Source organism: Gordonia sp. J1A, from assembly GCF_055393515.1.
Window position 1 is genome coordinate 589,989 of sequence record NZ_AP041607.1, and the last position, 20,454, is coordinate 610,442.

The 20,454-nt window shown below is 69.7% G+C and carries 13 protein-coding genes; 4 read left to right on the forward strand and 9 right to left on the reverse strand.

Annotated features, from left to right (window positions below; genetic code table 11):
- Nucleotides 1–7 precede the first annotated feature (7 nt).
- Together ACZ5QD_RS02770 and ACZ5QD_RS02775 are read right to left on the reverse strand one after the other, a co-directional pair.
- Nucleotides 8–622, reverse strand: a complete 615-nt coding sequence (locus ACZ5QD_RS02770) for a LysE family translocator (protein ID WP_464367095.1) — start codon at nucleotides 620–622, stop codon at nucleotides 8–10.
- A 3-nt stretch (nucleotides 623–625) separates the two neighbouring features.
- Nucleotides 626–1,276 carry a lysophospholipid acyltransferase family protein gene (locus tag ACZ5QD_RS02775; protein WP_464367096.1) on the reverse strand — a complete coding sequence of 217 codons (651 nt, stop codon included), beginning with the start codon at nucleotides 1,274–1,276 and terminating at the stop codon, nucleotides 626–628.
- 62 nt (nucleotides 1,277–1,338) lie between these two features.
- Here ACZ5QD_RS02775 and ACZ5QD_RS02780 point away from each other — a divergent pair, with 62 nt between their 5' ends.
- Nucleotides 1,339–1,860, forward strand: a complete 522-nt coding sequence (locus ACZ5QD_RS02780) for a TetR/AcrR family transcriptional regulator (RefSeq protein WP_346077004.1) — start codon at nucleotides 1,339–1,341, stop codon at nucleotides 1,858–1,860.
- On the opposite strand, the gene ACZ5QD_RS02785 is transcribed toward ACZ5QD_RS02780, so the two are convergent.
- Both ACZ5QD_RS02785 and ACZ5QD_RS02790 read right to left on the reverse strand, forming a co-directional pair.
- Nucleotides 1,857–3,089, reverse strand: a complete 1,233-nt coding sequence (locus tag ACZ5QD_RS02785) for a trans-sulfuration enzyme family protein (RefSeq protein ID WP_464367097.1) — start codon at nucleotides 3,087–3,089, stop codon at nucleotides 1,857–1,859. The genes ACZ5QD_RS02780 and ACZ5QD_RS02785 overlap by 4 nt on opposite strands.
- A 170-nt stretch (nucleotides 3,090–3,259) precedes the next feature.
- Nucleotides 3,260–5,047, reverse strand: coding sequence for an AMP-dependent synthetase/ligase (locus ACZ5QD_RS02790; RefSeq protein WP_006898243.1), 1,788 nt, complete (start codon nucleotides 5,045–5,047; stop codon nucleotides 3,260–3,262).
- Nucleotides 5,048–5,188: 141 nt separating this feature from the next.
- On the opposite strand from ACZ5QD_RS02790, the gene ACZ5QD_RS02795 reads away from it, so the two are divergent.
- A complete protein-coding gene (locus ACZ5QD_RS02795; protein WP_006898244.1) occupies nucleotides 5,189–6,979 on the forward strand; it encodes a DEAD/DEAH box helicase in 1,791 nt (596 codons plus the stop codon).
- A 357-nt stretch (nucleotides 6,980–7,336) separates the two neighbouring features.
- Here ACZ5QD_RS02795 and ACZ5QD_RS02800 read toward each other — a convergent pair whose 3' ends face one another.
- The 4 genes from ACZ5QD_RS02800 to ACZ5QD_RS02815 all read right to left on the reverse strand — a co-directional run bounded on the left by ACZ5QD_RS02800 (nucleotide 7,337) and on the right by ACZ5QD_RS02815 (nucleotide 9,820).
- Nucleotides 7,337–8,086 carry an SIR2 family NAD-dependent protein deacylase gene (locus tag ACZ5QD_RS02800; RefSeq protein WP_464367098.1) on the reverse strand — a complete coding sequence of 250 codons (750 nt, stop codon included), beginning with the start codon at nucleotides 8,084–8,086 and terminating at the stop codon, nucleotides 7,337–7,339.
- Nucleotides 8,083–8,508 (reverse strand): HIT family protein, encoded by a 426-nt coding sequence (locus tag ACZ5QD_RS02805; RefSeq protein ID WP_006896535.1) that lies wholly within the window; start codon nucleotides 8,506–8,508, stop codon nucleotides 8,083–8,085. The genes ACZ5QD_RS02800 and ACZ5QD_RS02805 overlap by 4 nt, the downstream gene beginning before the upstream one ends.
- Nucleotides 8,509–8,589: 81 nt before the next feature.
- Entirely contained in the window at nucleotides 8,590–8,994 is a 405-nt protein-coding gene (locus ACZ5QD_RS02810) for a DUF4189 domain-containing protein (protein WP_006896536.1), read from the reverse strand.
- Between the two features lie 28 nt (nucleotides 8,995–9,022).
- Nucleotides 9,023–9,820, reverse strand: a complete 798-nt coding sequence (locus tag ACZ5QD_RS02815; protein ID WP_006896537.1) for an LppX_LprAFG lipoprotein — start codon at nucleotides 9,818–9,820, stop codon at nucleotides 9,023–9,025.
- A 333-nt stretch (nucleotides 9,821–10,153) separates the two neighbouring features.
- On the opposite strand from ACZ5QD_RS02815, the gene ACZ5QD_RS02820 reads away from it, so the two are divergent.
- Together ACZ5QD_RS02820 and acpS are read left to right on the forward strand one after the other, a co-directional pair.
- On the forward strand, nucleotides 10,154–19,405 hold the full coding sequence (locus tag ACZ5QD_RS02820) for a fatty acid synthase subunit beta domain-containing protein (protein ID WP_464367099.1): 9,252 nt from the start codon (nucleotides 10,154–10,156) through the stop codon (nucleotides 19,403–19,405).
- A complete protein-coding gene (gene acpS / locus ACZ5QD_RS02825) occupies nucleotides 19,402–19,803 on the forward strand; it encodes a holo-ACP synthase AcpS (protein ID WP_062367943.1) in 402 nt (133 codons plus the stop codon). The genes ACZ5QD_RS02820 and acpS overlap by 4 nt, the downstream gene beginning before the upstream one ends.
- Here the strand turns inward: acpS and ACZ5QD_RS02830 are convergent.
- Nucleotides 19,800–20,450 (reverse strand): TetR/AcrR family transcriptional regulator, encoded by a 651-nt coding sequence (locus tag ACZ5QD_RS02830; protein ID WP_006896540.1) that lies wholly within the window; start codon nucleotides 20,448–20,450, stop codon nucleotides 19,800–19,802. The genes acpS and ACZ5QD_RS02830 overlap by 4 nt on opposite strands.
- Between the last annotated feature and the right edge of the window lie 4 nt (nucleotides 20,451–20,454).

Here is a 20,454-nt window from a genome sequence, read left to right on the forward strand (position 1 = left end):
GCCCCGGCTACTCCGTCGCCAGCCTCAGCCCGAAACCGACGAGCGCGAGACCGGCCACCAGATCGATGCGGCGCCGAATGCGGGGCGCACGCATCCAGGCGCCGATCCGGTCGGCGGCGACGATGAGCACTGCGAAGTAGACGCCGGTGAGCGCCAGATAGACCAGACCGAAGCCGAGCGTCGTCCATGCGACGGGCGCACCGTCCGGAACGAAGCCCGGCAGCAGGGTGATGAACATGATGCCGATCTTCGGATTGAGGATGTCGGTCGTGAACCCGGTGAGGAAGCCCGCCCGGCGCGACGACGGCGCCTCATCGACCGACGGCCCGCCGCGCAGGGACCGGATCGAGCGCAGCGTCTGGACGCCGAGCACCACCAGGTAGCAGCCGCCGACGATCTTGAGCACCTCGTAACCGATCTCACTCATCTGCAGAATCGCCGAGAGACCGAGGACGGCGGCGAGGACCCAGACCAGCAGTCCGGTCATCACGCCCAGCGACGTCCGGACCCCGCCGGCCCGGCCGCCGCGGGCCAATCCGCGCATCACCACGAGGGAGTCGGGGCCGGGCAGCAGTACCAGGAGCGTCGACGCGAGAGTGAACGACGCGAGAGACGACAGCATCCGTCAATGGTAGGGCCGCGCGTACTCGTCGACGCAGGCGACGGAGCCGAGTGCGGCGATCGCGGCCATGACGGCGTCGGTGGCGCCGCGGACGTCGTGTGAGGCGCCGAGCAACTCATCGGCCGGCATCGGGTCGCCGATGCGGATGCGCACCGGTCCGCGACCGATCCGCCGGGTGCCGGGCGGATTCACCTCGCGTGTTCCCGAGAGCAGAACGGGGACGATGACGGTGCCCGGGACTCGCGCCGCGACTCGCATCATCCCGGTGTGTCCGCGGTGCAACCGCCCGTCGGGCGAGCGCGTGCCCTCCGGGTAGATGCCCCACGCGCCGCCCCGGGCGAGCAACTGCGCCGCAGCCTCGAGCGCGGCGTCGTCGCCCGACCGGTCGACCGGGATCTGACCGGTTCCGCGGAAGAACGCACGACTGACCGCGCCGCGGACTCCGGAACCCCGGAAGTACTCCGCCTTGGCGAAGAACGAGAGTCGGCGGGGTATGGCCAGCGGGAGGACCAGGGAGTCGATCTCCGCCAGGTGGTTGGCCGCCACGATGACCGGACCACTGGTGGGAACGCGGTGGGCGCCGTCGACGGTGATCGGCACCCAGAGCCGGAGTGCGGGGCCGATCAGAACGTGTTTGCAGAGCGGATACAGCACGGGAGGCCTTTCGTAGACAGTGTCTACTGGACAGTGTGCGGGCGACCGTAGACACTGTCAACGTGGTTGACGATCCGAGTACGCGCGCACGGCTGGTCGCCGCGGGGGTCGACCTCGTCGACACCGCGGGATTCGGTGCGGTGGGCGTGCGTTCGGTGGCCGCCCGGGCAGGCGTCTCGCACGGCGCTCCGCGCCGATACTTTCCGACGCTCGAGAGCCTGCTGGCGGCGATCGCCGCCGAAGGCGTGGCCGATCTCAACGCCGCTCTCGCACCCGCCATCGCGAACGGCATCGGCGACGGCGCCGTCGCCTATTGGCGGTTCGCGCGCGCCCGGCCGGGCATGTTCACGCTGATCTTCCGGCACGACCTGCTCGACTCGGCCGGCGGCCGCCTCCGCGAGACCACGGGCGGCTGGTTCTCGGCCCTGGTCGAGGCGACCGGCGACGAACTGCGCGCCATGTCGTGCTGGGCCGCCGTGCACGGCCTGTGCGTGCTGGCCGCGACCCGCGCACCAGAGGCCTTCGGGTTCGAGATCGACGAGAGCGTGGTGCGGCGAGTGGCCGAGGACCGGGCGCGAGGTTAGCCCGCGGCCGAGTCGAGGGCGGCCGCGAGGTCGGCCTTCAGATCGGCAACGTCCTCGAGGCCGACCGAGAATCGCAGGTGCCCGTACTCGCGGAAGCCCTCCGGGTAGGCGGCGACGCGCGGTCCGCTGGTGCCCACGTGCACGATCAGCGACTCGTCGTGGCCGACGGAGACCGCCGACGTCACGACCTTCAGGTCGTTCACGAAGCGGTTCTGCAGGTCCGGATCGCCTTTCAGTGCGAACGACATGATGCCGCCGAAACCGCCGATGCCGCGGTCACCCGCCCCGAACTGACGCTTGGCCAGCTCGTGCTGCGGGTGGCTCTCCAGACCGGGATAGGCCACGTAGGCGATGCGCTCGTCGGCCTCCAGGAACCGGGCGAGCTCCAGCGCCGACTCCTGATGCTGCCGCAGGCGCAGCGGCAGTGTCACCGAGCCGCGCATGATGAGCCAGGCGTTGAAGGGCGAGATCACGCCGCCGACGTCCACCATCGCCTCCGACCGGATCGGTTCCACGAGATCGGCACGCCCGATCACCGCGCCGCCCATCGCGTCGCCGTGGCCGTTGATGTACTTGGTGAGCGAATGCACCACCAGGCCGGCGCCGTCGTCGAGCGGGCGGTACAGCGGCGGGGGAGTGAACGTGGAGTCGACCATCAGGATGATGCCGCGGGCGTCCGCGATCTCCGCCAGCGCGGCGATGTCGGCGACCTTGGTGGTGGGGTTCGCGATCACCTCCGTGGCGATGAGTTTGGTCTCGGGACGGATCGCTGCGATCACGGCGTCGTGGTCGGTGATGTCGACGAACGTGGCCTCGATCCCGTACTTGCGAGGCAGCAGCGACGTCCAGAGCTTGTAGGTCGCCTCGTAGGTGGTGTCGGAGACGACGACGTGATCGCCCGCGTTGACATGCCCGAAGAACACCGCGTGCAGTCCGGCGACGCCGGAGGCGAGGACGACGGCGTCCTCACCGTGCTCGAGCGCGCAGAGCTTGTCCTGCAGCGCGATCTGATTGATCCCGGTGTTGCGGGTGTAGGTGAGGTGCTCGGGGTTCGACCAGTCCATGGTCGACGGATCGGGCGGCAGGTTGTAGGAGTTCGCCATGATGATCGGCACGCGAATCGCCGCGCCGTCGCCGTCGGTGCCCGTGCCGGAGGCGTGATTGCCGCCGTGAACGCTCAGCGTCTGTTCACCGAGTGACCCGGGGACGCACTTATCGGGCCTGTTCATCTCGTCGTACTCCGTTCCGGGCACCTGCCCACTCGCGGCCGCAGCGCTGCGGCACCGCCAGCGTAAGACCGGGCGAAGCGCGCAGTCCGCGCAGGTCCCCGCGACGAACGGCGGCGCACCGGCATCGATGCCGGTGCGCCGCCGCGGGAGTCGACGTCGAGACGTGCCGCTCAGCTGTACAGGTCGGCGATCGCCTCCTGGTACGACTGGTGGATCACGTTCCGCTTCAGCTTGAGCGTGGGCGTGAGCTCACCGGTCTCGATCGTGAAGTCGGTCTCGAGGATCTCGTACTTCTTGATGGCCTCGGCCTTGGACACGGTCTTGTTCGCGCCGGCGATCGCCGCGTCGATCTCGGCGCGCAGTTCCGGATTCCGGATCAGCTCCGACAACGGCGTCGACGCGGGCAGCCCCTTGCGCTCGAGCCATCCGGGGACCGCTTCGGGATCGAGGGTCACGAGTGCGGCGATGAACGGCTTCTGATCGCCCACGACGAGGCACTGGCTCACCAGCGGGTGCGCCCGGATGGTGTCCTCCAGCTGGGCGGGCGAGACGTTCTTGCCGCCTGCCGTGACGATCAGTTCCTTCTTGCGCCCGGTGATGAACAGGTAGCCGTCCTCGAGGCGGCCGATGTCGCCGGTGTGGAACCAACCGTCGCGGATCGCGTCGGCCGTCGCCTGCTCGTTGCGCCAGTAGCCGGAGAAGACCATCGGCCCCTTGAGCAGGATCTCGCCGTCGTCGGCAATCTTCACCGTGACGCCGGGCACCGGACGCCCCACCGAACCGATGCGGCTGTGCTCCTCGTTGTTGGCGGTGACCGCGGCGGTGGTCTCGGAGAGGCCGTAGCCCTCGTACACGGGCACCCCGGCGCCGCGGAAGAAATGGCCCAGCCGCTCACCGAGCGGGGCGCCGCCGGAGATGGCGCCCTCGCAGTTGCCGCCGAGCGCGGCGCGCAGCTTTCCGTACACCAGCTTGTCGAAGACCGCGTGCTTCACCTTGAGCAGGACGCCCGCGTCGCCGGATTCTACCGCCCGGCTGTACTCGATCGCCGTGTCGACGGCCTTCGCGAAGATCTTGCCCTTGCCTCCGTCGATCGCCTTCTGCTCGGCGGTGTTGTACACCTTCTCGAAGACGCGCGGGACCGACAGCACGTAGTTCGGCTTGAATACGGCCAGGTCGGCGATCAGATTCGGAATGTCGTTGGTGTGGCCCAGTACCACGGCGTTCTCCACGCAGCCCACGGCGACGACCCGTGCGAAGACGTGTGCGAGAGGCAGGAACAGCAGCGTCGACTTCCCCTCCTCGAGGCCGGTGCCGACGGCCTCGGCGGTCGCCGCGCACTCGGCGAGGAAGTTCTCGTGCGTCAAGACGACGCCCTTCGGCCGGCCCGTGGTCCCGGAGGTGTAGATCAACGTGGCGGCGTCGGAGGCCCGGGCCTGCGATTCCCGCTCGTCGAGCACCGAGTCGGGGAGGTCGGCGCCGCGCTTGCGGAGCGCGTTGATCGCGCCGTCGTCGATGACGAAGGTCTCGCGAAGCTCGGGCGCCTTCGCGATCACCTCCTGGTGGGTCGACCGGTTGGCCGCGGTCTCCACGATCAGTATCGATGCGCCCGAATCGGTGAGGATCCACTCCACCTGGTCGGGGGACGAGGTCTCGTAGATCGCGACGGTGGTGGCACCCGCGCGCCAGATCGCGTAGTCGATCAGGCTCCACTCGAACCGGGTGGAAGACAGTAGCGCGACGCGGTCGCCACGGCTCACGCCGGCGGCGATCAGGCCCTTCGCGACGGCGTCGACGTCGTCGGCGAAAGCGCCGGCGGTGACGGTGATCCACTGCCCGGAGTCCGCGCGCCTGCGGAACAGCGGCAGAGTCGGGCGGTCCTTCCGGTAGCGCTGCAGAGCAGTGATCGTGGTGGCGTTCTCATCAACTGTCGTGATGGATGGAGCAGTGAACTCCTGCATGGTGACGTCCCCTTGTGATACGAATTGCTTGATCTGTCTAACGCGATCCAAGTGATGGAACCGTACCGCACATCTCAGTGAGGGGCGTCACAGGGTGTCGGCGGGGTATTATCTACACCCGATGACTACGAATGTTCGCCGATGAGCGAATCCGAGAACACCAGCTCTACCGCGCCCGCGGCCGAGAAGTCCACCGCCTTCGGTGACCTCGGCATCGACCCCGGCGTGCTCAAGGCGCTCGACGACGTCGGCTACGAGACGCCGTCGCCGATCCAGGCGGCGACCATCCCTCCGTTGATGGAGGGACGCGACGTCGTCGGACTGGCGCAGACCGGCACCGGCAAGACCGCTGCCTTCGCACTGCCGATCCTCACCCGACTCGACACCTCGGCCCGCAAGCCGCAGGCCCTCGTGCTCGCGCCCACGCGCGAACTGGCGCTGCAGGTGGCCGAGGCCTTCGGCAGCTATTCGACGTACCTTCCCGAGGTCAAGGTGCTGCCGATCTACGGCGGCCAGAGCTACGGGATCCAGCTGTCCGGCCTGCGCCGCGGAGCCCAGGTGATCGTCGGCACGCCGGGCCGCGTGATCGACCATCTCGACAAGGGCACCCTCGACCTGTCGCAGCTCGAGTTCCTCGTGCTCGACGAGGCCGACGAGATGCTGACGATGGGCTTCGCCGAGGACGTCGAGCGAATCCTCGCCGACACCCCGGATCAGAAGCAGGTCGCGCTGTTCTCCGCGACCATGCCGGCCGCTATCGGCCGCCTGGCGCGCAAGTACCTGAACAACCCGCAGGAAGTCACCGTCAAGAACAAGACGGCGACCGCGCAGAACATCACGCAGAAGTACCTGCAGGTGTCGCACCAGCGCAAGCTCGACGCCCTCACGCGGGTGCTCGAAGTGGAGCCGTTCGACGGCATGATCGTCTTCGTCCGGACCAAGTCGGCCACCGAGGAACTCGCCGAGAAGCTGCGAGCTCGCGGCCTGAGCGCGATGGCGATCAACGGCGACATGGTCCAGGCCCAGCGTGAGCGCACCATCAATCAGCTCAAGGACGGTTCGCTCGACATCCTCGTGGCCACCGACGTGGCCGCTCGAGGACTGGACGTCGACCGCATCTCGCATGTGGTGAACTACGACATCCCGCACGACGTCGAGTCGTACGTGCACCGCATCGGGCGTACCGGCCGGGCCGGGCGGTCGGGCACCGCGCTGCTGTTCGTCTCGCCTCGCGAACGTCATCTGCTGCGGTCGATCGAGCGTCACACCCGGCAGGATCTCGAAGAGATCGATCTGCCGAGCGTCGACGACGTGAACGCGCAGCGCGTCGCCAAGTTCGCCGATTCGATCACCGAGAACCTCGCCTCCGACAATCTGGATCTGTTCCGCGGGCTGGTGGAGAACTACGCCCGCGAGAACGACGTCGCGATGGCTGACATCGCCGCGGCGCTGGCCCTGGAGACCCGCGACGGCGGCTTCCTGATGGCTCCCGATCCGCCCAAGGGCGAGCGGGGCGATCGCGGGGACCGGCGTGACCGTGCACCGCGCGGCGGCGGTCATTTCGCCACGTACCGCATCGCCGTCGGCCGCAAGCACAAGGTGTCGCCGGGCGCGATCGTCGGCGCGATCGCCAACGAGGGCGGCCTCACTCGCGGTGACTTCGGCAACATCAGCATCCGCGACGACTTCAGCCTCGTGGAACTCCCCAACGATCTCGACGCCGAGACGCTCGGGATGCTCAAGCACACCAAGATCGGCAAGCATCCGATCGACCTGCGCCCGGACATGGGTCCGCCGCGCGGTCGGGGAGGCGCTCGCGGATCGGCGCGCGGATACGAAGACCGCGGCCGCAAGGGCGGTTACCGCAAGGGCGGCGACAAGTTCGGCAAGCGACCGGCCCGCGTCGCCGGCCGCGGTCGCGACAGCCGCTAGGCTCACGGCGCACTGCCGCATGAGATTGACCGCTCACGACCCGGGATGCCTGTTCTCACAGGTGCGGGACGTGAGCGGTCAATCTTGTGCGGCTGCTCTGTCCCATGGGGCTTTGCGAGTAGCCTTCCCCCTCAGACGCTCGAGCAGAAGCAGCCCGGCTGGTTCGCGGGAATGGGTCTGGTCGCGCCGCTGCTGATGATCGTCGGCTGAGGTTCTCGGGTTGGCGGGTTGGTTTCGACTCGCTCCGCTCGCTCAACCAGCGGGATGTCGCTGGGGACGCTCAATCAGCGGGGTGTTGCTCCGCTCGCTCAACCAGCGGGGTCGGGGAATCGCTCAACGAGGCGACACCCGACGCCGTCAGAGGATCAGCGGCAGCGTCGCGGCGGCGGTCGTCGGAAGGTACAGGGTCGCCAGAGGGGTGAGCGCGGACGGTTCGGGATTCACCTCGATGATCGGCGTGCCCGCCTCGGCGGCGAGCATCGGCAGTCCCGCGGCGGGGTGGACCACCCCGCTGGTGCCGACGATGATCAGCAGATCGCAGGCCACGACCGTCTGCGACGCTGTCAGCCAGTCGAGGTTCGGAAGCGATTCGCCGAACCACACGACGCCGGGGCGCAGACTCGCGCCGCACTCGGGGCATCGGGGGCGCACCGACTCGAGTGCGACGTCCGGATCCGCGCGATGCGGGCAGGCCTCGCAGCGCGGAGCCTTGAGACTGCCGTGCAGATGAGCGTCGACCGTCGACCCAGCTCGCTCGTGGAGATCGTCGACATTCTGCGTGATGACGCTGACACGACCGCCCGCGGACTCCTTCTTCCGGCCGAGCTCGGCCACCGCGTGGTGCCCGGCGTTCGGCTCCACCTCGCCAAGACGCGCCGCGCGGTCCCGATACCAGCCCCACACGAGGTCGGAGTCGCGCCGCCACGCCTCGGGCGTGGCGAGATCGGCGGGATCGTAGTTCTCCCACAGTCCGGTCAGGGCGTCGCGGAAGGTCGGAATCCCGCTCTCGGCCGACATCCCCGCGCCGGAGAAGACACAGACATGGTCCGCGGCGGCGATCAGTGCGGCTGCCTGCGACAGCGATTCGGGAGTGACAGTCCTGGTCACGACTGCGACTCCAGCGCCGATCGTAACACGGCGGCGGTCGACTCCAAGTCGCCGGCACGACGCGTCAGGAACCCCTTAGCGAAGGTCAGCTTGTCGCCCGCATGCCTGGGCACCACGTGCAGGTGCGAGTGGAAGACGGTCTGGGACGCGGCGCGGCCGTCGTTCATCGCGAGATTCACTCCGTCGGCGCCGATCGCGCTCGACCGCATGGCACCGGCGATCCGCTGACCCGCGCCGAACATCTTTCCGCCGATCTCCGGATCGAGATCGGCGAGACCGGACGAGTGCTTTCGCGGGACCACCAGGGTGTGTCCCCGCGTGATCGGTGAGAGGTCGAGGAAGGCGATCACGTCGTCGTCGGAGTACACGACGTGGGCGGGGGAGACGCCGGAGACGATGCCGCAGAAGACGCAGTCGGTCATGGCACCCGAGCGTAACCGCCCGCAACGACACGAGCGCCGGGACCTCCGATGAGGGTGTCCCGGCGCTCGCGCTTGCTTCGGCTACTGGTGTCCCGAGGTGCAGGCCCAGTCGTGGATGTATCCGCCGCCCGAGTAGTACAGGGCATTCGACTCCGCGGTGTAGAGGTCAGCGCCCCAGGCGTAACCCCAGTACGAACTGCTTTTGGAGATCGCGCCGCAGGCATTGCGCATCTGCACCACCACCTGGCAGTCGCTGTAGCCGCACCACGACAGGGCCGCGTTGGACGCGCTCGACCAGTCGGGATAGTCGATGGCGCGACCGGTGGCTCCGGTGCTGGGTGAGAGCGCGATGGCGCCGTAGTAGTTGGCCGCGTGGGCCGGGGCCGGCGTGATCGCGGCGGGAACGGTGAGCGCCGCACCGACACCGGCGGTCACGAGTGCCGCGGTGGCCAGGCGCTTGCGCAGGCTGATCGGACAAGTCTTCATGGTCTTCTCTTCTCTGGATCGGCGGCGATCAGCCGACCGGGCTGCGGGTCGGTTCACCGGACTTCGGTGCGTGAGACGGCTTGGCACTCGGCGACTTGACGTCGGCCGGCTTCGTGACGGTGACGGTCTTGCCCCAGTCGCTCAGGGTGACGGTCATCGAGGCACCCTTGGCAGGTTCGGAGGCGACGCGCACGACGTTGTTCTTGCCGTCCTTGGTGACCCAGACTGTCACCGGGATGTCGCCGTCGAGGCCCTTCGCCTGAGGTGAGGTTCCCGTCAGGACCGCGAGATCCTTGGCCGGGAGGGTTCCGGTGATCTTGGTGGCCTCGACACCGTCGACGGTCTCGCTGCCCTCCTCCTTCGCTCCCTGAATGCTGCGCAGGACGTGCGGCACGCCCTCGTTGACGTCGAGGATCTTGGAGACGTCGTATATCGACCGGCCGCTGCCGTAGTCGATGTACCCCTTGTCGTCGACGTCGGCGTACATGTGGTCGTCGACGTATACGAACGGCGCCTCGACGGACTTGCCGCCCATGTCGAGTGTCGCGGTGCCTTCGCCGACCATCTTCGGCTTGGTTCCGATGGACGCCTCGACCTCGGAGGCGTTGAGGCCCTGCAGCGAGCCCTCCACCTCGATGTCGACCTTCGCACCGGTCAGGGCGGCGGCGGTGTCGGCGGCCGCATCGAGTGAGGTGGTGGCGGCCGAGTCGGACGTGGTCGTCGAGTCGGTGTCGCCGCTGTCGCTGCTGGAGCATCCCGTCAGCGCGACGGCGGCGGTGACGACGGCTGCCGCCGAGGCAAGCGCGAATCGCTTCGAACGTTTCATGAAGTGGGATCCTCCTGATTTTCTCCCCGCAGCAGGCCCCTCCAGCGGATCTGGACGGCTGTCGCGAATTTCCCTGCAACGGAACTTACAGCGATGAGTGACCTGCGCGAAGAATGAGTCGATCATCGGGATGACACGCGGAGCCCGGACCCGACTGTGATAACGGTCACGAAAATTCCTTCGACGCTGGCCGAGGCGGTTACCCGCCGGTCTACCAGCGGGTATACCTGTCGGTCGCCAACAAACATGAGGGATGCCTCATGTTTCTGTGCGACGATTGGCCACGTTCCAGCGACGGGCCATGTCCGACGTGACGCATCGACAGGAGAGCTTGTGACCCTCGACCAGCACCGCACCGGCCAGCACACCGACAGAATCGATTCCGGAAGTCTGCTCGACCGTCTCGCCGCAGGCGAGAGCTATGCGATCTGCTTCGGAGGACAGGGCGGCGCGTGGCTGCCGACGCTCACCGAACTGGTGAACGACGCCGATCTCGGCGAGACGATCGCCGGAATCGCCGACGACGCGCGCGAGGTCCTCGAGCCGGTCGCCGACGAGCTCGCCGCCGCCGGCGCCGACCGCTTCGAGCCCCTCACCTGGATCCGCGCGCACGACGAGGAACTGCCGGTTCCCAGTGAGACCGAACTGGCCGACGCGCTCGTCTCGCTGCCCGGGATCCTGCTCACCCAGCTCGCGGCCGTGTCGAACCTCGGCAAGCAGGGGCTGGACACCACGGTTCTTCCGCCCAGCGCCGTCATCGGCCACTCGCAGGGGATCCTCGCCACCGAGGCCGTGGCCGCCGACGGCCAGCTGCCGGCAGTCGCGGAGTCCGACCTGCTGGCGATCGCTCAGCTGATCGGCGCGGCGGCCACCGTCGTGTCCCGCCGGACGGGTCTGCTCGGCACCCACGAGGCCGCCCCCATGATCTCCGTCGCCGGCGTGAGCCCCGCGCAGATCGACGAACTGCTCGCCGAGTACGTCGCGGGACAGCCCGCCGACGCCACGGGACTGCCGACCGTCGCGATCGTGAACTCCCGGCGCACCGTGGTGCTGACGGGCTCGCCGCGCCATCTCGCGGCGTTCAGTGCGCTCGCCGAGCTCCGCGCGGCCGCCGCGGCCGACGAACGCAAGCGCAAGGTCACCGGCGGCACGCCCTTCTCGCCGGTCATCGAGGACCTCAACGTCACCGTCCCCTTCCATCACCCCGATCTCGCACCGGCGGTGGAACTGGCCGTCGACTGGGCTCAGCGTTGCGGTCTGGACACCGGGCTGGTCCGCAGGCACGCCGCGGCCGTGCTCGTCGACCCGGTGAACTGGGTGGAGCTGGTGGGGGACACCGTCGACTCCGGCGCTCGCTGGGTGATCGACTTCGGACCCGCCGATCTCGCGTCGCGGCTGTCGGCGCCGAACCTGCGCGGGCAGGGCGTCGGCGTGATCGCCGCGGCCACCCGCGGCGGTCAGCGCAACCTCTTCGTCCCCGGCTCGGCTCCGGAGGTCTCGCGGCCGTGGTCGGTGTTCGCGCCGCGCCTGGTGAACCTGCCCGACGGTCGCACCGTGGTCGACACCGCGTTCACCCGTCTCACCGGCCGCTCGCCGATGCTGCTCGCGGGCATGACCCCGACCACCGTCGACCCCGCCATCGTGGCCGCGGCCGCCAACGCCGGCCACTGGGCCGAGCTCGCGGGCGGCGGTCAGGTGACCGAGGAGATCTTCGAGGGCAACCTCGAGCGTCTGCAGGAATTGCTCGAACCCGGCCGCCAGGTCCAGTTCAACTCGTTGTTCCTCGATCCGTACCTGTGGAAGCTGCAGCTGGGCGGCAACAAGCTGGTCCAGAAGGCACGTGCCAAGGGAGCGCCCTTCGACGGCGTGATCGTCACCGCGGGCATCCCCGAACTGGATGAGGCCGTCGACCTGGTCCACGAATTCACCGAGGCCGGCCTGCACTACGTCGCGTTCAAGCCCGGCACCGTCGACCAGATCCGTCAGGTGGTCCGCATCGCGTTGCAGGTGCCGCACTTCCCGGTGATCGTCCAGGTGGAAGGCGGACGCGCAGGCGGTCACCACTCCTGGGAGGACCTCGACGACCTGCTGCTGGCGACCTACGCCGAACTGCGCGACCGTCCCAACATCGTGCTCTGCGTCGGCGGTGGCATCGGCACACCCGAGCGTGCCAGCGAGTACCTGACCGGCGCGTGGGCCACAGCGCACGGCTACCCGGCGATGCCGCTCGACGGCATTCTGGTCGGCACCGCGGCGATGGCGACCCTCGAGGCCACCACCGCACCCGAGGTGAAGCAGCTCCTCGTCGAGACCCAGGGCTGCGACACCTGGATCGGTGCCGGTCACGCGGAGGCGGGCATGGCCTCTGGCCGCAGCCAGCTGGGCGCCGACATCCACGAGATCGACAACTCGGCCTCGCGCACCGGCCGCCTGCTCGACGAGGTGGCCGGCGACGCCGACGCCGTCGCGGAACGCCGCGACGAGATCATCGAGGCCCTCGCCGCGACCGCGAAGCCGTACTTCGGCGACGTCGCGACGATGACCTACCGCGAGTGGCTCGACCGCTACGCCGAACTCGCCGTGGGCAGCGCGCAGGCGCCCCTCGAGTGGGCCGACATCACCTGGGAGCAGCGTTTCTCCGACATGCTGCGGCGCACCGAGGCGCGCATGAACGAGCTCGATTCGGGTGAGTTCGTCTCCGCCTTCGCCGGCGATGTCCCGAACCCGCACGAGGCGATCGCCGAGCTGGCCGAACTGTACCCGGCCATCGACTCCGACATCCTCCACCCGGCCGACGTCGCGTTCTTCCTCGAGCTGTGCCGTACGCCCGGCAAGCCCGTGAACTTCGTTCCGGTGATCGACAAGGACGTCCGTCGCTGGTACCGCAGCGACTCGCTGTGGCAGGCGCACGACGCCCGCTACTCGGCCGACCAGGTCTGCATCATCCCGGGCACCGTCGCCGTCGCGGGCATCACCCGCGTCGACGAGCCGGTCGGCGAACTGCTGAACCGCTTCGAGGCGCAGGTCACCGCCGACCTGCGGGCCGCCGGTGAGCAGGCACGGGTGGTCGCGGCCCGCCGTCACCGCGACATCGTCCCGGAGTCGGGACCGCTCAGCGTTCTCATCGAAGCGGAGGACGTGCTGTGGGCCGGCCGACAGGTCCGCAACCCGATCGCTCTGCTCGGCGACCGCGACGCCTGGAAGCTCTACGACGGCGAGTACGCCGAACACCCCAGCGGCGCGATGGTCGCCTTCGTCCCCGATGCCGAGACGGCCGACGATGAGATCCGGCTCGACCTGGTGGTCCCGGTGTCGGGCTCGATTCTGCGCATCCCGTTCACCGGCGACCTCCGGGCGACCGACGGCGGCAGCCCTCGGATCACCACGGCCGGCGCGGCGGACGCGATGACCGAACTCCTGACCGTCGCGGCCGGCGGCTCGCTGCTCGACTCGGTCGACGGCGTCGTCACGTCGACGGTCGCCTGGAAGGCCGACTCGGTCGCCGACCACAGCGGAGCGACCGCGTCGAGCCTGCCCGGCCCGCTGACCCCGACCACGCCGGTGGCCCCGAACGGTTTCGCCGTGCCCGACACCCTCGTCGTCGCCTGCTGGCCCAGCGTCTTCAGCGTCATCGGCGCCGCCCGGACCGACGCGGGCCATCCCGTGGTCGAGGGTCTGCTGGACTTGGTCCACCTCGACCACGCGGTCGAGCTCACCGGTGAGATCCCCGCGGTCGACACCGAGCTGACGGTGACCGCCCGCCTCATCGGCGTCTCCGACACCGGCGTCGGCCGAGTGGTCGAGGTGCATGTCGAGGTCGCCGCCGCCGACGACTCTCCGATCGCGGTGCTGCGTGAGCGCTTCGCCATCCGCGGCCGGATCGGTTCGGCCGCGTTGCCCGACCCGGTCCGCGCGGGCGGCGCGGCCGCCGGTGAGCAGCCGGGAACGCGGAAATTCCTGCGCTCGGCCTCGCTGACCGCACCGGCCCGCATGAACGGATTCGCCGTGGTCTCCGGAGACCGCAACCCCATCCACACCGACGCGCTGGCGGCCCGCCTGGCCGGCTTGGGCGATCCGATCGTCCACGGCATGTGGCTCTCGGCCGCGGCCCAGCAGGTGCTGGCGGCGGGCGACCGGGAGAACCCGGTTCCCGCTCCGCGCGCCATCCGCGGCTGGACCGCCCGCTACCTCGGCATGGTCCGGCTCGGCGACACCGTCGACATCCGCATCGACCGCGTCGGCATGGATGCCGGTCGGGAGACCGTCGAACTGACCGCCAAGGTCGACGGCGAACTGGTGATGGCGGCGACCGCGCTGCTGGACGCCCCGCGCACGGTGTACGCCTTCCCGGGTCAGGGCATTCAGCACAAGGGCATGGGCCTGGAGGCGCGCTCGCGCTCGGCGGCCGCCCGCGAGGTCTGGGACCGCGCGGACAAGCACACCCGCGAGGCGCTCGGCTTCTCGATCCTCGCAGTGGTGCGCGACAATCCGACCACTCTGGTGGCGAAGGGCACCACGTACCACCACCCCGACGGCGTGCTCTTCCTGACGCAGTTCACCCAGGTCGCGATGGCGACGCTCGGTGTCGCGCAGATCGCCGAGCTCCGTGAAGCCGGGGCCTTCGTCGAGGGATCCATCACCTGCGGTCACTCGGTGGGCGAGTACAACGCGCTCGCCGCCTGCGCCGGCGTGCTTCCGCTCGAGGCGGTGCTCGAGGTGGTGTTCCAGCGCGGTTCCGCGATGCACCACCTGGTTCCGCGCGACGAGCAGGGCCGTTCCGACTACCGCATGGCCGCCATCCGGCCCAGCCAGTTCGGTCTCAAGGACGCCGACGTCGAGGAGTTCGTCGCGTCCGTCGGCCGCGAGGTGGACGAGTACCTCGAGGTGGTGAACCTCAACCTGCTCGGTTCGCAGTACGCGATCGCCGGTACCGTCCGCGGACTGGAGCGGCTGGAGGCCGAGATCGTCCGCCGCGTCGAGGAGTTCGGAGGCAAGCGCGCCTTCATCCTGGTGCCCGGCATCGACGTGCCGTTCCACTCCACGGTGCTCCGCGCCGGCGTGCCCGAGTTCCGCGGCAAGCTCGAGGAACTCCTGCCCGCCGACATCGATCCCGACATCCTCGTCGGCCGCTACATTCCGAACCTGGTGCCTCGGCTGTTCAACCTGAGCCGCGAGTTCGTCACCGAGATCGCCGGACTGGTGCCGTCCGATCCGCTCGACGCGGTGCTCGCCGAGTGGGACTCGTGGGCCGCACGGCCCTTCGAGCTGACGCGCGTCATCCTGATCGAGCTGTTGGCTTGGCAGTTCGCCAGCCCGGTCCGCTGGATCGAGACGCAGGATCTGCTGTTCACACCGGCTGCCGACGGCGGCCTGGGCATCGACCGGTTCGTCGAGGTGGGCGTCAAGAACGCCCCGACGCTCTCCGGCCTGGCCCGCAACACCCTGAAGCTGCCCGACTACGCGGCAGCCGCCGCCGAGGTGCTCAACGCCGAGTCCGACGCAGCGGTGCTGCGCGCGGAGGACTCCGCACCCGAGCCGGTCGAGGACGACGTGGTGCAGGAGGCGCCGGCGGAGACTGCTGCCGCCGCGGCTCCGGCACCGTCGGCTCCCGCTCCGGCTCCGGCGGCTGCCGCCGGGCCCCGACCGGACGACATCGCGTTCGGCCCGGCCGACGCGGTGCGCGCGGTGATCGCCCTGTGGACCAAGATGACGCCGGCGCAGATCGGCCCGGCCGACACCATCGAATCGCTGTGCGACGGCGTGTCGTCCCGGCGCAACCAGCTGCTGCTCGACATCGGCACCGAGCTCGGACTCGGAGCCATCGACGGTGCGGCCGAGGCCGACATGGGGGCGCTCGCGTCCACGGTCAGCACCCTGGCCCGCGGTTACAAGCCGCTCGGCGACGTGCTCACCGACGCCGTCGGCGACCAGATCCGCAAGATCGCCGGTCCCATCGGCAAGCGCGCCTCGTACATCACCGATCGCGTGACCAACGCCTGGCAGCTGGGGGAGGGCTGGGGTCGGCACACGCTGGTGGCCGTGGCCCTCGGCTCCCGCGAGGGCGTCAGCGTCCGGGGCGGCGACTTGGGTGATCTGCTCGATGGCGCGGTCGGCTCGGCCGCCGACTTCGACGCGCTGATCGACCGCGCGGTCCGCAGCGTCGGCCAGGCCCGCGGCATCGCCGTGGAACTGCCCGCCGCGGCCTCGGCGTCCGGCGGGACGGTCGACGCGGCGGCGCTCGGCGAATTCACCGAGCAGATCACCGGCCCGAGCGGCGTCCTGGCACGCACTGCGCACACGATCCTCGATCAGCTGGGGCTGACCGATGTGGTCGACGCCTCGCAGGCCGAGACCGACCCCACCGCTGAGCTGGCCGACCTGGTCAGCAGCGAGCTCGGCTCCGACTGGCAGCGGACCGTCGCCCCGGCGTTCGACGCCGAGCGCGCGGTGCTGCTCGACGACCGCTGGGCCACCGCCCGCGAGGATCTCGCCCGCCTGTGGCTGGACTCCGAGGAGGACGTCCACGGACGTCATCACGAGCTGGCCGAGGCGATGACCGGTGCGGGCGACCAGGTCGCCGAGCACGCCACCTGGTGGCAGGGCAAGGCCCTGGCCCTCGGATACAGCGAGCACGCCGATGTGTACGGTGCCATCGCCCACGCGGCCCAGCTGCCCGAGCCCGGCCGGTTCGCCGACGACATCGCCGTCGTCACCGGTGCGTCGAAGGGATCGATCGCCGCGGCCGTGGTCGGCGAGCTGCTCGCCGGCGGCGCGACGGTGGTCGCGACCACCTCGCGCCTCAACAGCGACCGGATGGACTTCTACAAGGAGCTCTACCGCACTCACGCACGGCACGACGCCGCGCTGTGGGTGGTGCCGGCCAACCTCGCGTCGTACGGCGATGTGGACGGACTGATCGAGTGGCTCGGCTCCGAACAGACCGAGAACCTCGGTGCCAGCACTGCCGTCGTCAAGCCGGTGATGCGCCCGACGCTGCTGTTCCCGTTCGCCGCGCCGCGGGTGGCGGGCGATCTCACCGACGCCGGTTCGCGCGCCGAACTGGAGATGAAGGTGCTGCTGTGGTCGGTGGAACGGCTGATCGCCGGTCTGTCGGCCATCGGAGCCGACCACGACATCGACGCCCGCCTGCACGTGGTGCTGCCGGGATCGCCGAACCGCGGCATGTTCGGCGGGGACGGCGCCTACGGCGAGGCCAAGGCCGCGCTCGACGCGCTCGTCACCCGGTGGGGCGCCGAGGAGTCCTGGAACAAGCGGACCACCCTCGCGCACGCCCTCATCGGCTGGGTGCGCGGCACCGGACTGATGGGCCACAACGACGGACTCGTCGAGGCCGTCGAAGCCGCGGGCGTCAAGACCTGGAGCACGCCCGAGATGGCCGCGGCCCTCGTCGAACTGTGCTCGGAGCAGGCGCGTGAGAGCGCGGTCGCCGAGCCGCTGATCGCCGATCTGACGGCCGGGCTCGACCCGGAGAAGATCGATCTGCGGGCCCTGGCGGCTGCTGCCGCCGAGGCACAGACCGAGGACGGCCCTGAGGATAACGGCGGTGAGGACAACGGCGCTGCGAGCACCGCGGGCGTCACGGTGGCGGCGCTTCCCGCGCCGGCCCGCGCCGACGTCCCGATCGAGCACGCGTGGCCCGAACTCGATTCGCGCCCCGAGGATCTGGTGGTCATCGTCGGCGCAGGCGAGGTCGGCCCCTACGGCTCGGCACGCACCCGATTCGAGATGGAGGTGGACGAGAAGCTCTCGGCCGCAGGCGTCCTCGAACTCGCGTGGACCACGGGTCTGGTGACGTGGGAGGAGACCCCGAAGGCCGGCTGGTACGACGTCGAGTCCGGTGAGCCGGTCGCCGAGTCGGAGATCGCCGAGCGCTATCACGACGCCGTCGTCGAACGGTGCGGCATCCGCCGCTACGCCGACGAGGGGGCGATGGTCGACAACACCTCGCCGCTGCTGGAGTCGGTGTTCCTCGACCAGGATCTGACCTTCACCGTCCCGAACGAGGCCGCGGCCCGCGAGTTCGTCTCGGCCGACCCCGAACGCACCCGGATCGCACCCAACGCCGAGACCGGCGACTGGACGGTCACCCGCCTGGCGGGCACCGAGATCCGCGTCCCGCGCCGTGCGAGCCTGTCGCGCACCGTCGGCGGCCAGATCCCGACCGGTTTCGATCCGGTCCGCTGGGGCGTCTCTCCGGACATGGCCGAGTCGGTCGACCGCGTCGCCCTGTGGAACCTGGTCGCGACCGTCGACGCCTTCGTCACCGCCGGCTTCTCGCCGTCGGAGCTGATGCGCTGGGTGCACCCGGGTCTGGTCGCCAACACTCAGGGCACGGGCATGGGCGGCATGACGTCGATGCGGTCGCTGTACGTCGACACCCTGCTCGGGGAGTCGAAGGCCAACGACATCCTGCAGGAGGCGTTGCCCAACGTGGTCGCCGCGCACGTCGTGCAGTCGTACATCGGCAGCTACGGCGCGATGATCCACCCGGTCGCCGCGTGCGCCACCGCCGCCGTCTCGGTGGAGGAGGGCGTCGACAAGATCCGCCTCGGGAAGGCACTCTTCTCGGTCGCCGGCGGATTCGACGACCTCGGCATCGAGGGCATCGTCGGATTCGGTGACATGTCGGCGACCGCCGACTCGGCCAAGATGACTGCCAAGGGCATCGACGACCGACGGTTCTCCCGAGCCAATGACCGCAGGCGCGGCGGCTTCGTCGAGTCGGCCGGCGGCGGCACGGTGCTGCTGGCGCGCGGCGATGTGGCAGCTCAGCTGGGACTGCCGGTCCTCGGCGTGGTGGCCTGGGCTCAGAGCTTCGGCGACGGCGTCCACACCTCCATCCCGGCGCCGGGACTGGGGGCGCTCGGCGCGGCCCGCGGCGAGAAGGCCTCGCCGTTGGCGTCCGCGCTGTCAGCCCTGGGGGTGAGCCCGGACGACGTGGCAGTGGTGTCCAAGCACGACACCTCCACCCGCGCCAACGATCCGAACGAGTCCGAACTCCATGAGCGTCTGGCCGAGGCGATCGGCCGCAACACCGGCGCGCCGCTGTTCGTCGTCTCGCAGAAGTCGCTGACCGGTCACGCGAAGGGCGGTGCGGCCGCCTTCCAGCTGATCGGCCTGTGCCAGGTGCTCCGCGACGGCGTCATCCCGCCGAACCGCAGCCTGGACTGCGTCGACGAGAAGATGCGAGAGTACCCGCACCTGGTGTGGCCGCGCGAGACCCTGCGCATGGGCGGACGCTTCCCGCTCAAGGCCGGACTGCTGACCTCGCTGGGCTTCGGTCACGTCTCGGGTCTCATCGCGGTGGTGCATCCGGAGGCGTTCGTCGCCACTCTCGACGAGTCCGAGCGGGCGACGTACCGCGAGCAGAGCGCCCGGCGTCTGCGCGACGGCCGTCAGCGTCTGCTGCAGGCGATGTGCGGCGGCGATGCGATGTACCAGCGTCCCGCCGACCGCCGCCTCGGCGACGGTGACGAGCACGAGACCGAAGCCGGGCTCCTGCTCGATCCGGAGGTCCGCCTCGGTGACGAGGGCGCTTACGCCGTGGACGGTCTCGCCCGGTGAGCATCGTCGGGGTCGGCATCGACATGGTGTCGGTGCCGGAGTTCGCCGAGCAACTCCGCACTCCGGGCTCCTCGTTCGGCGCTCACTTCAGCGTGGGGGAGCGGCGTGATGCGGCCGAGCGCACCGGCGACGAGGCGCGTCACCTCGCGGCCCGCTGGGCTGCGAGGGAGGCGGTCGTGAAGGCGTGGTCGTCGAGCCGGTTCGGCTTGGCGCCGCTCCTTCCGGAGTCCGCGGTCAACGACGTCGAGGTGCAGTCGGACGCTCACGGACGCCCGCGGATCCGGCTGCACGGCGACATCGCCCAGGCACTCGCGGGACTGTCGATCCACGTATCGCTCACCCACGACGGCGACATGGCCGCCGCCGTGGCGATCCTCGAGGATCGAGGCGAGAGCTAGCTCCGGCCGGAGACCTCTTCGAGCATGAGATAGCCGCCGAGCATCCGCTTGAGTTCGTACACGGTCATCTCATGATCGTGACCGTCCTGGACCGAGAAGCTCAGCAGCGAGTACGCGGTGTGGACCAGCACCTGGGCCATCATCGCCCGACGGTCGCGCTGATCCGGCGTCAACGGCGCCAGGATCCGCGCGACCTGGTCGGCGAGGATCCCTTCGTTGATCGAGGCCGTCGCGCGCGTCGCGGGGGTCGACTGCACGGCCAGCCACACCGCGCGGCGCGAGGGATCGGTGCGCCACAGTTCGGCGAGGTGGTCGAGGAACTTCTCCAGCAGCTCCGGCCACTTGAGTGACGGGATCTCCGAGGCGAACGAGGTGAGTTCGTCGCGCACCGCGCTCGAATCGTTGCGGTCCAGTTCGCAGACCACCACGTACTTGTTCGCGAAATACTGGTAGATGGTGCCGATCGGCAGTTCGGCGCGTGCGGCGATCTGCTCGCATGTCAGCGATTCGAAGCCGACGTCGATGAGCACCTCGCGGGCCGCGGTGAGGATCGACTCGAAGGTGCGCCTGCTCCGTTCCTGGGTGGGCCGCTTGCGGGGGACGAGCGGTTCCGGGGAACTGATGTCGGACGTCGAATGCTCGGACATGAAG

Excerpts from the sequence above, each read along its gene's own strand:
- ACZ5QD_RS02770 (WP_464367095.1), bottom strand. The coding sequence starts at position 622 with ATGCTGTCGTCTCTCGCGTCGTTCACTCTCGCGTCGACGCTCCTGGTA.
- ACZ5QD_RS02785 (WP_464367097.1), bottom strand. The coding sequence starts at position 3,089 with ATGAACAGGCCCGATAAGTGCGTCCCCGGGTCACTCGGTGAACAGACG.
- ACZ5QD_RS02790 (WP_006898243.1), bottom strand. The coding sequence starts at position 5,047 with ATGCAGGAGTTCACTGCTCCATCCATCACGACAGTTGATGAGAACGCC.
- ACZ5QD_RS02795 (WP_006898244.1), top strand. The coding sequence starts at position 5,189 with ATGAGCGAATCCGAGAACACCAGCTCTACCGCGCCCGCGGCCGAGAAG.
- ACZ5QD_RS02805 (WP_006896535.1), bottom strand. The coding sequence starts at position 8,508 with ATGACCGACTGCGTCTTCTGCGGCATCGTCTCCGGCGTCTCCCCCGCC.
- ACZ5QD_RS02810 (WP_006896536.1), bottom strand. The coding sequence starts at position 8,994 with ATGAAGACTTGTCCGATCAGCCTGCGCAAGCGCCTGGCCACCGCGGCA.
- ACZ5QD_RS02815 (WP_006896537.1), bottom strand. The coding sequence starts at position 9,820 with ATGAAACGTTCGAAGCGATTCGCGCTTGCCTCGGCGGCAGCCGTCGTC.
- ACZ5QD_RS02830 (WP_006896540.1), bottom strand. The coding sequence starts at position 20,450 with ATGTCCGAGCATTCGACGTCCGACATCAGTTCCCCGGAACCGCTCGTC.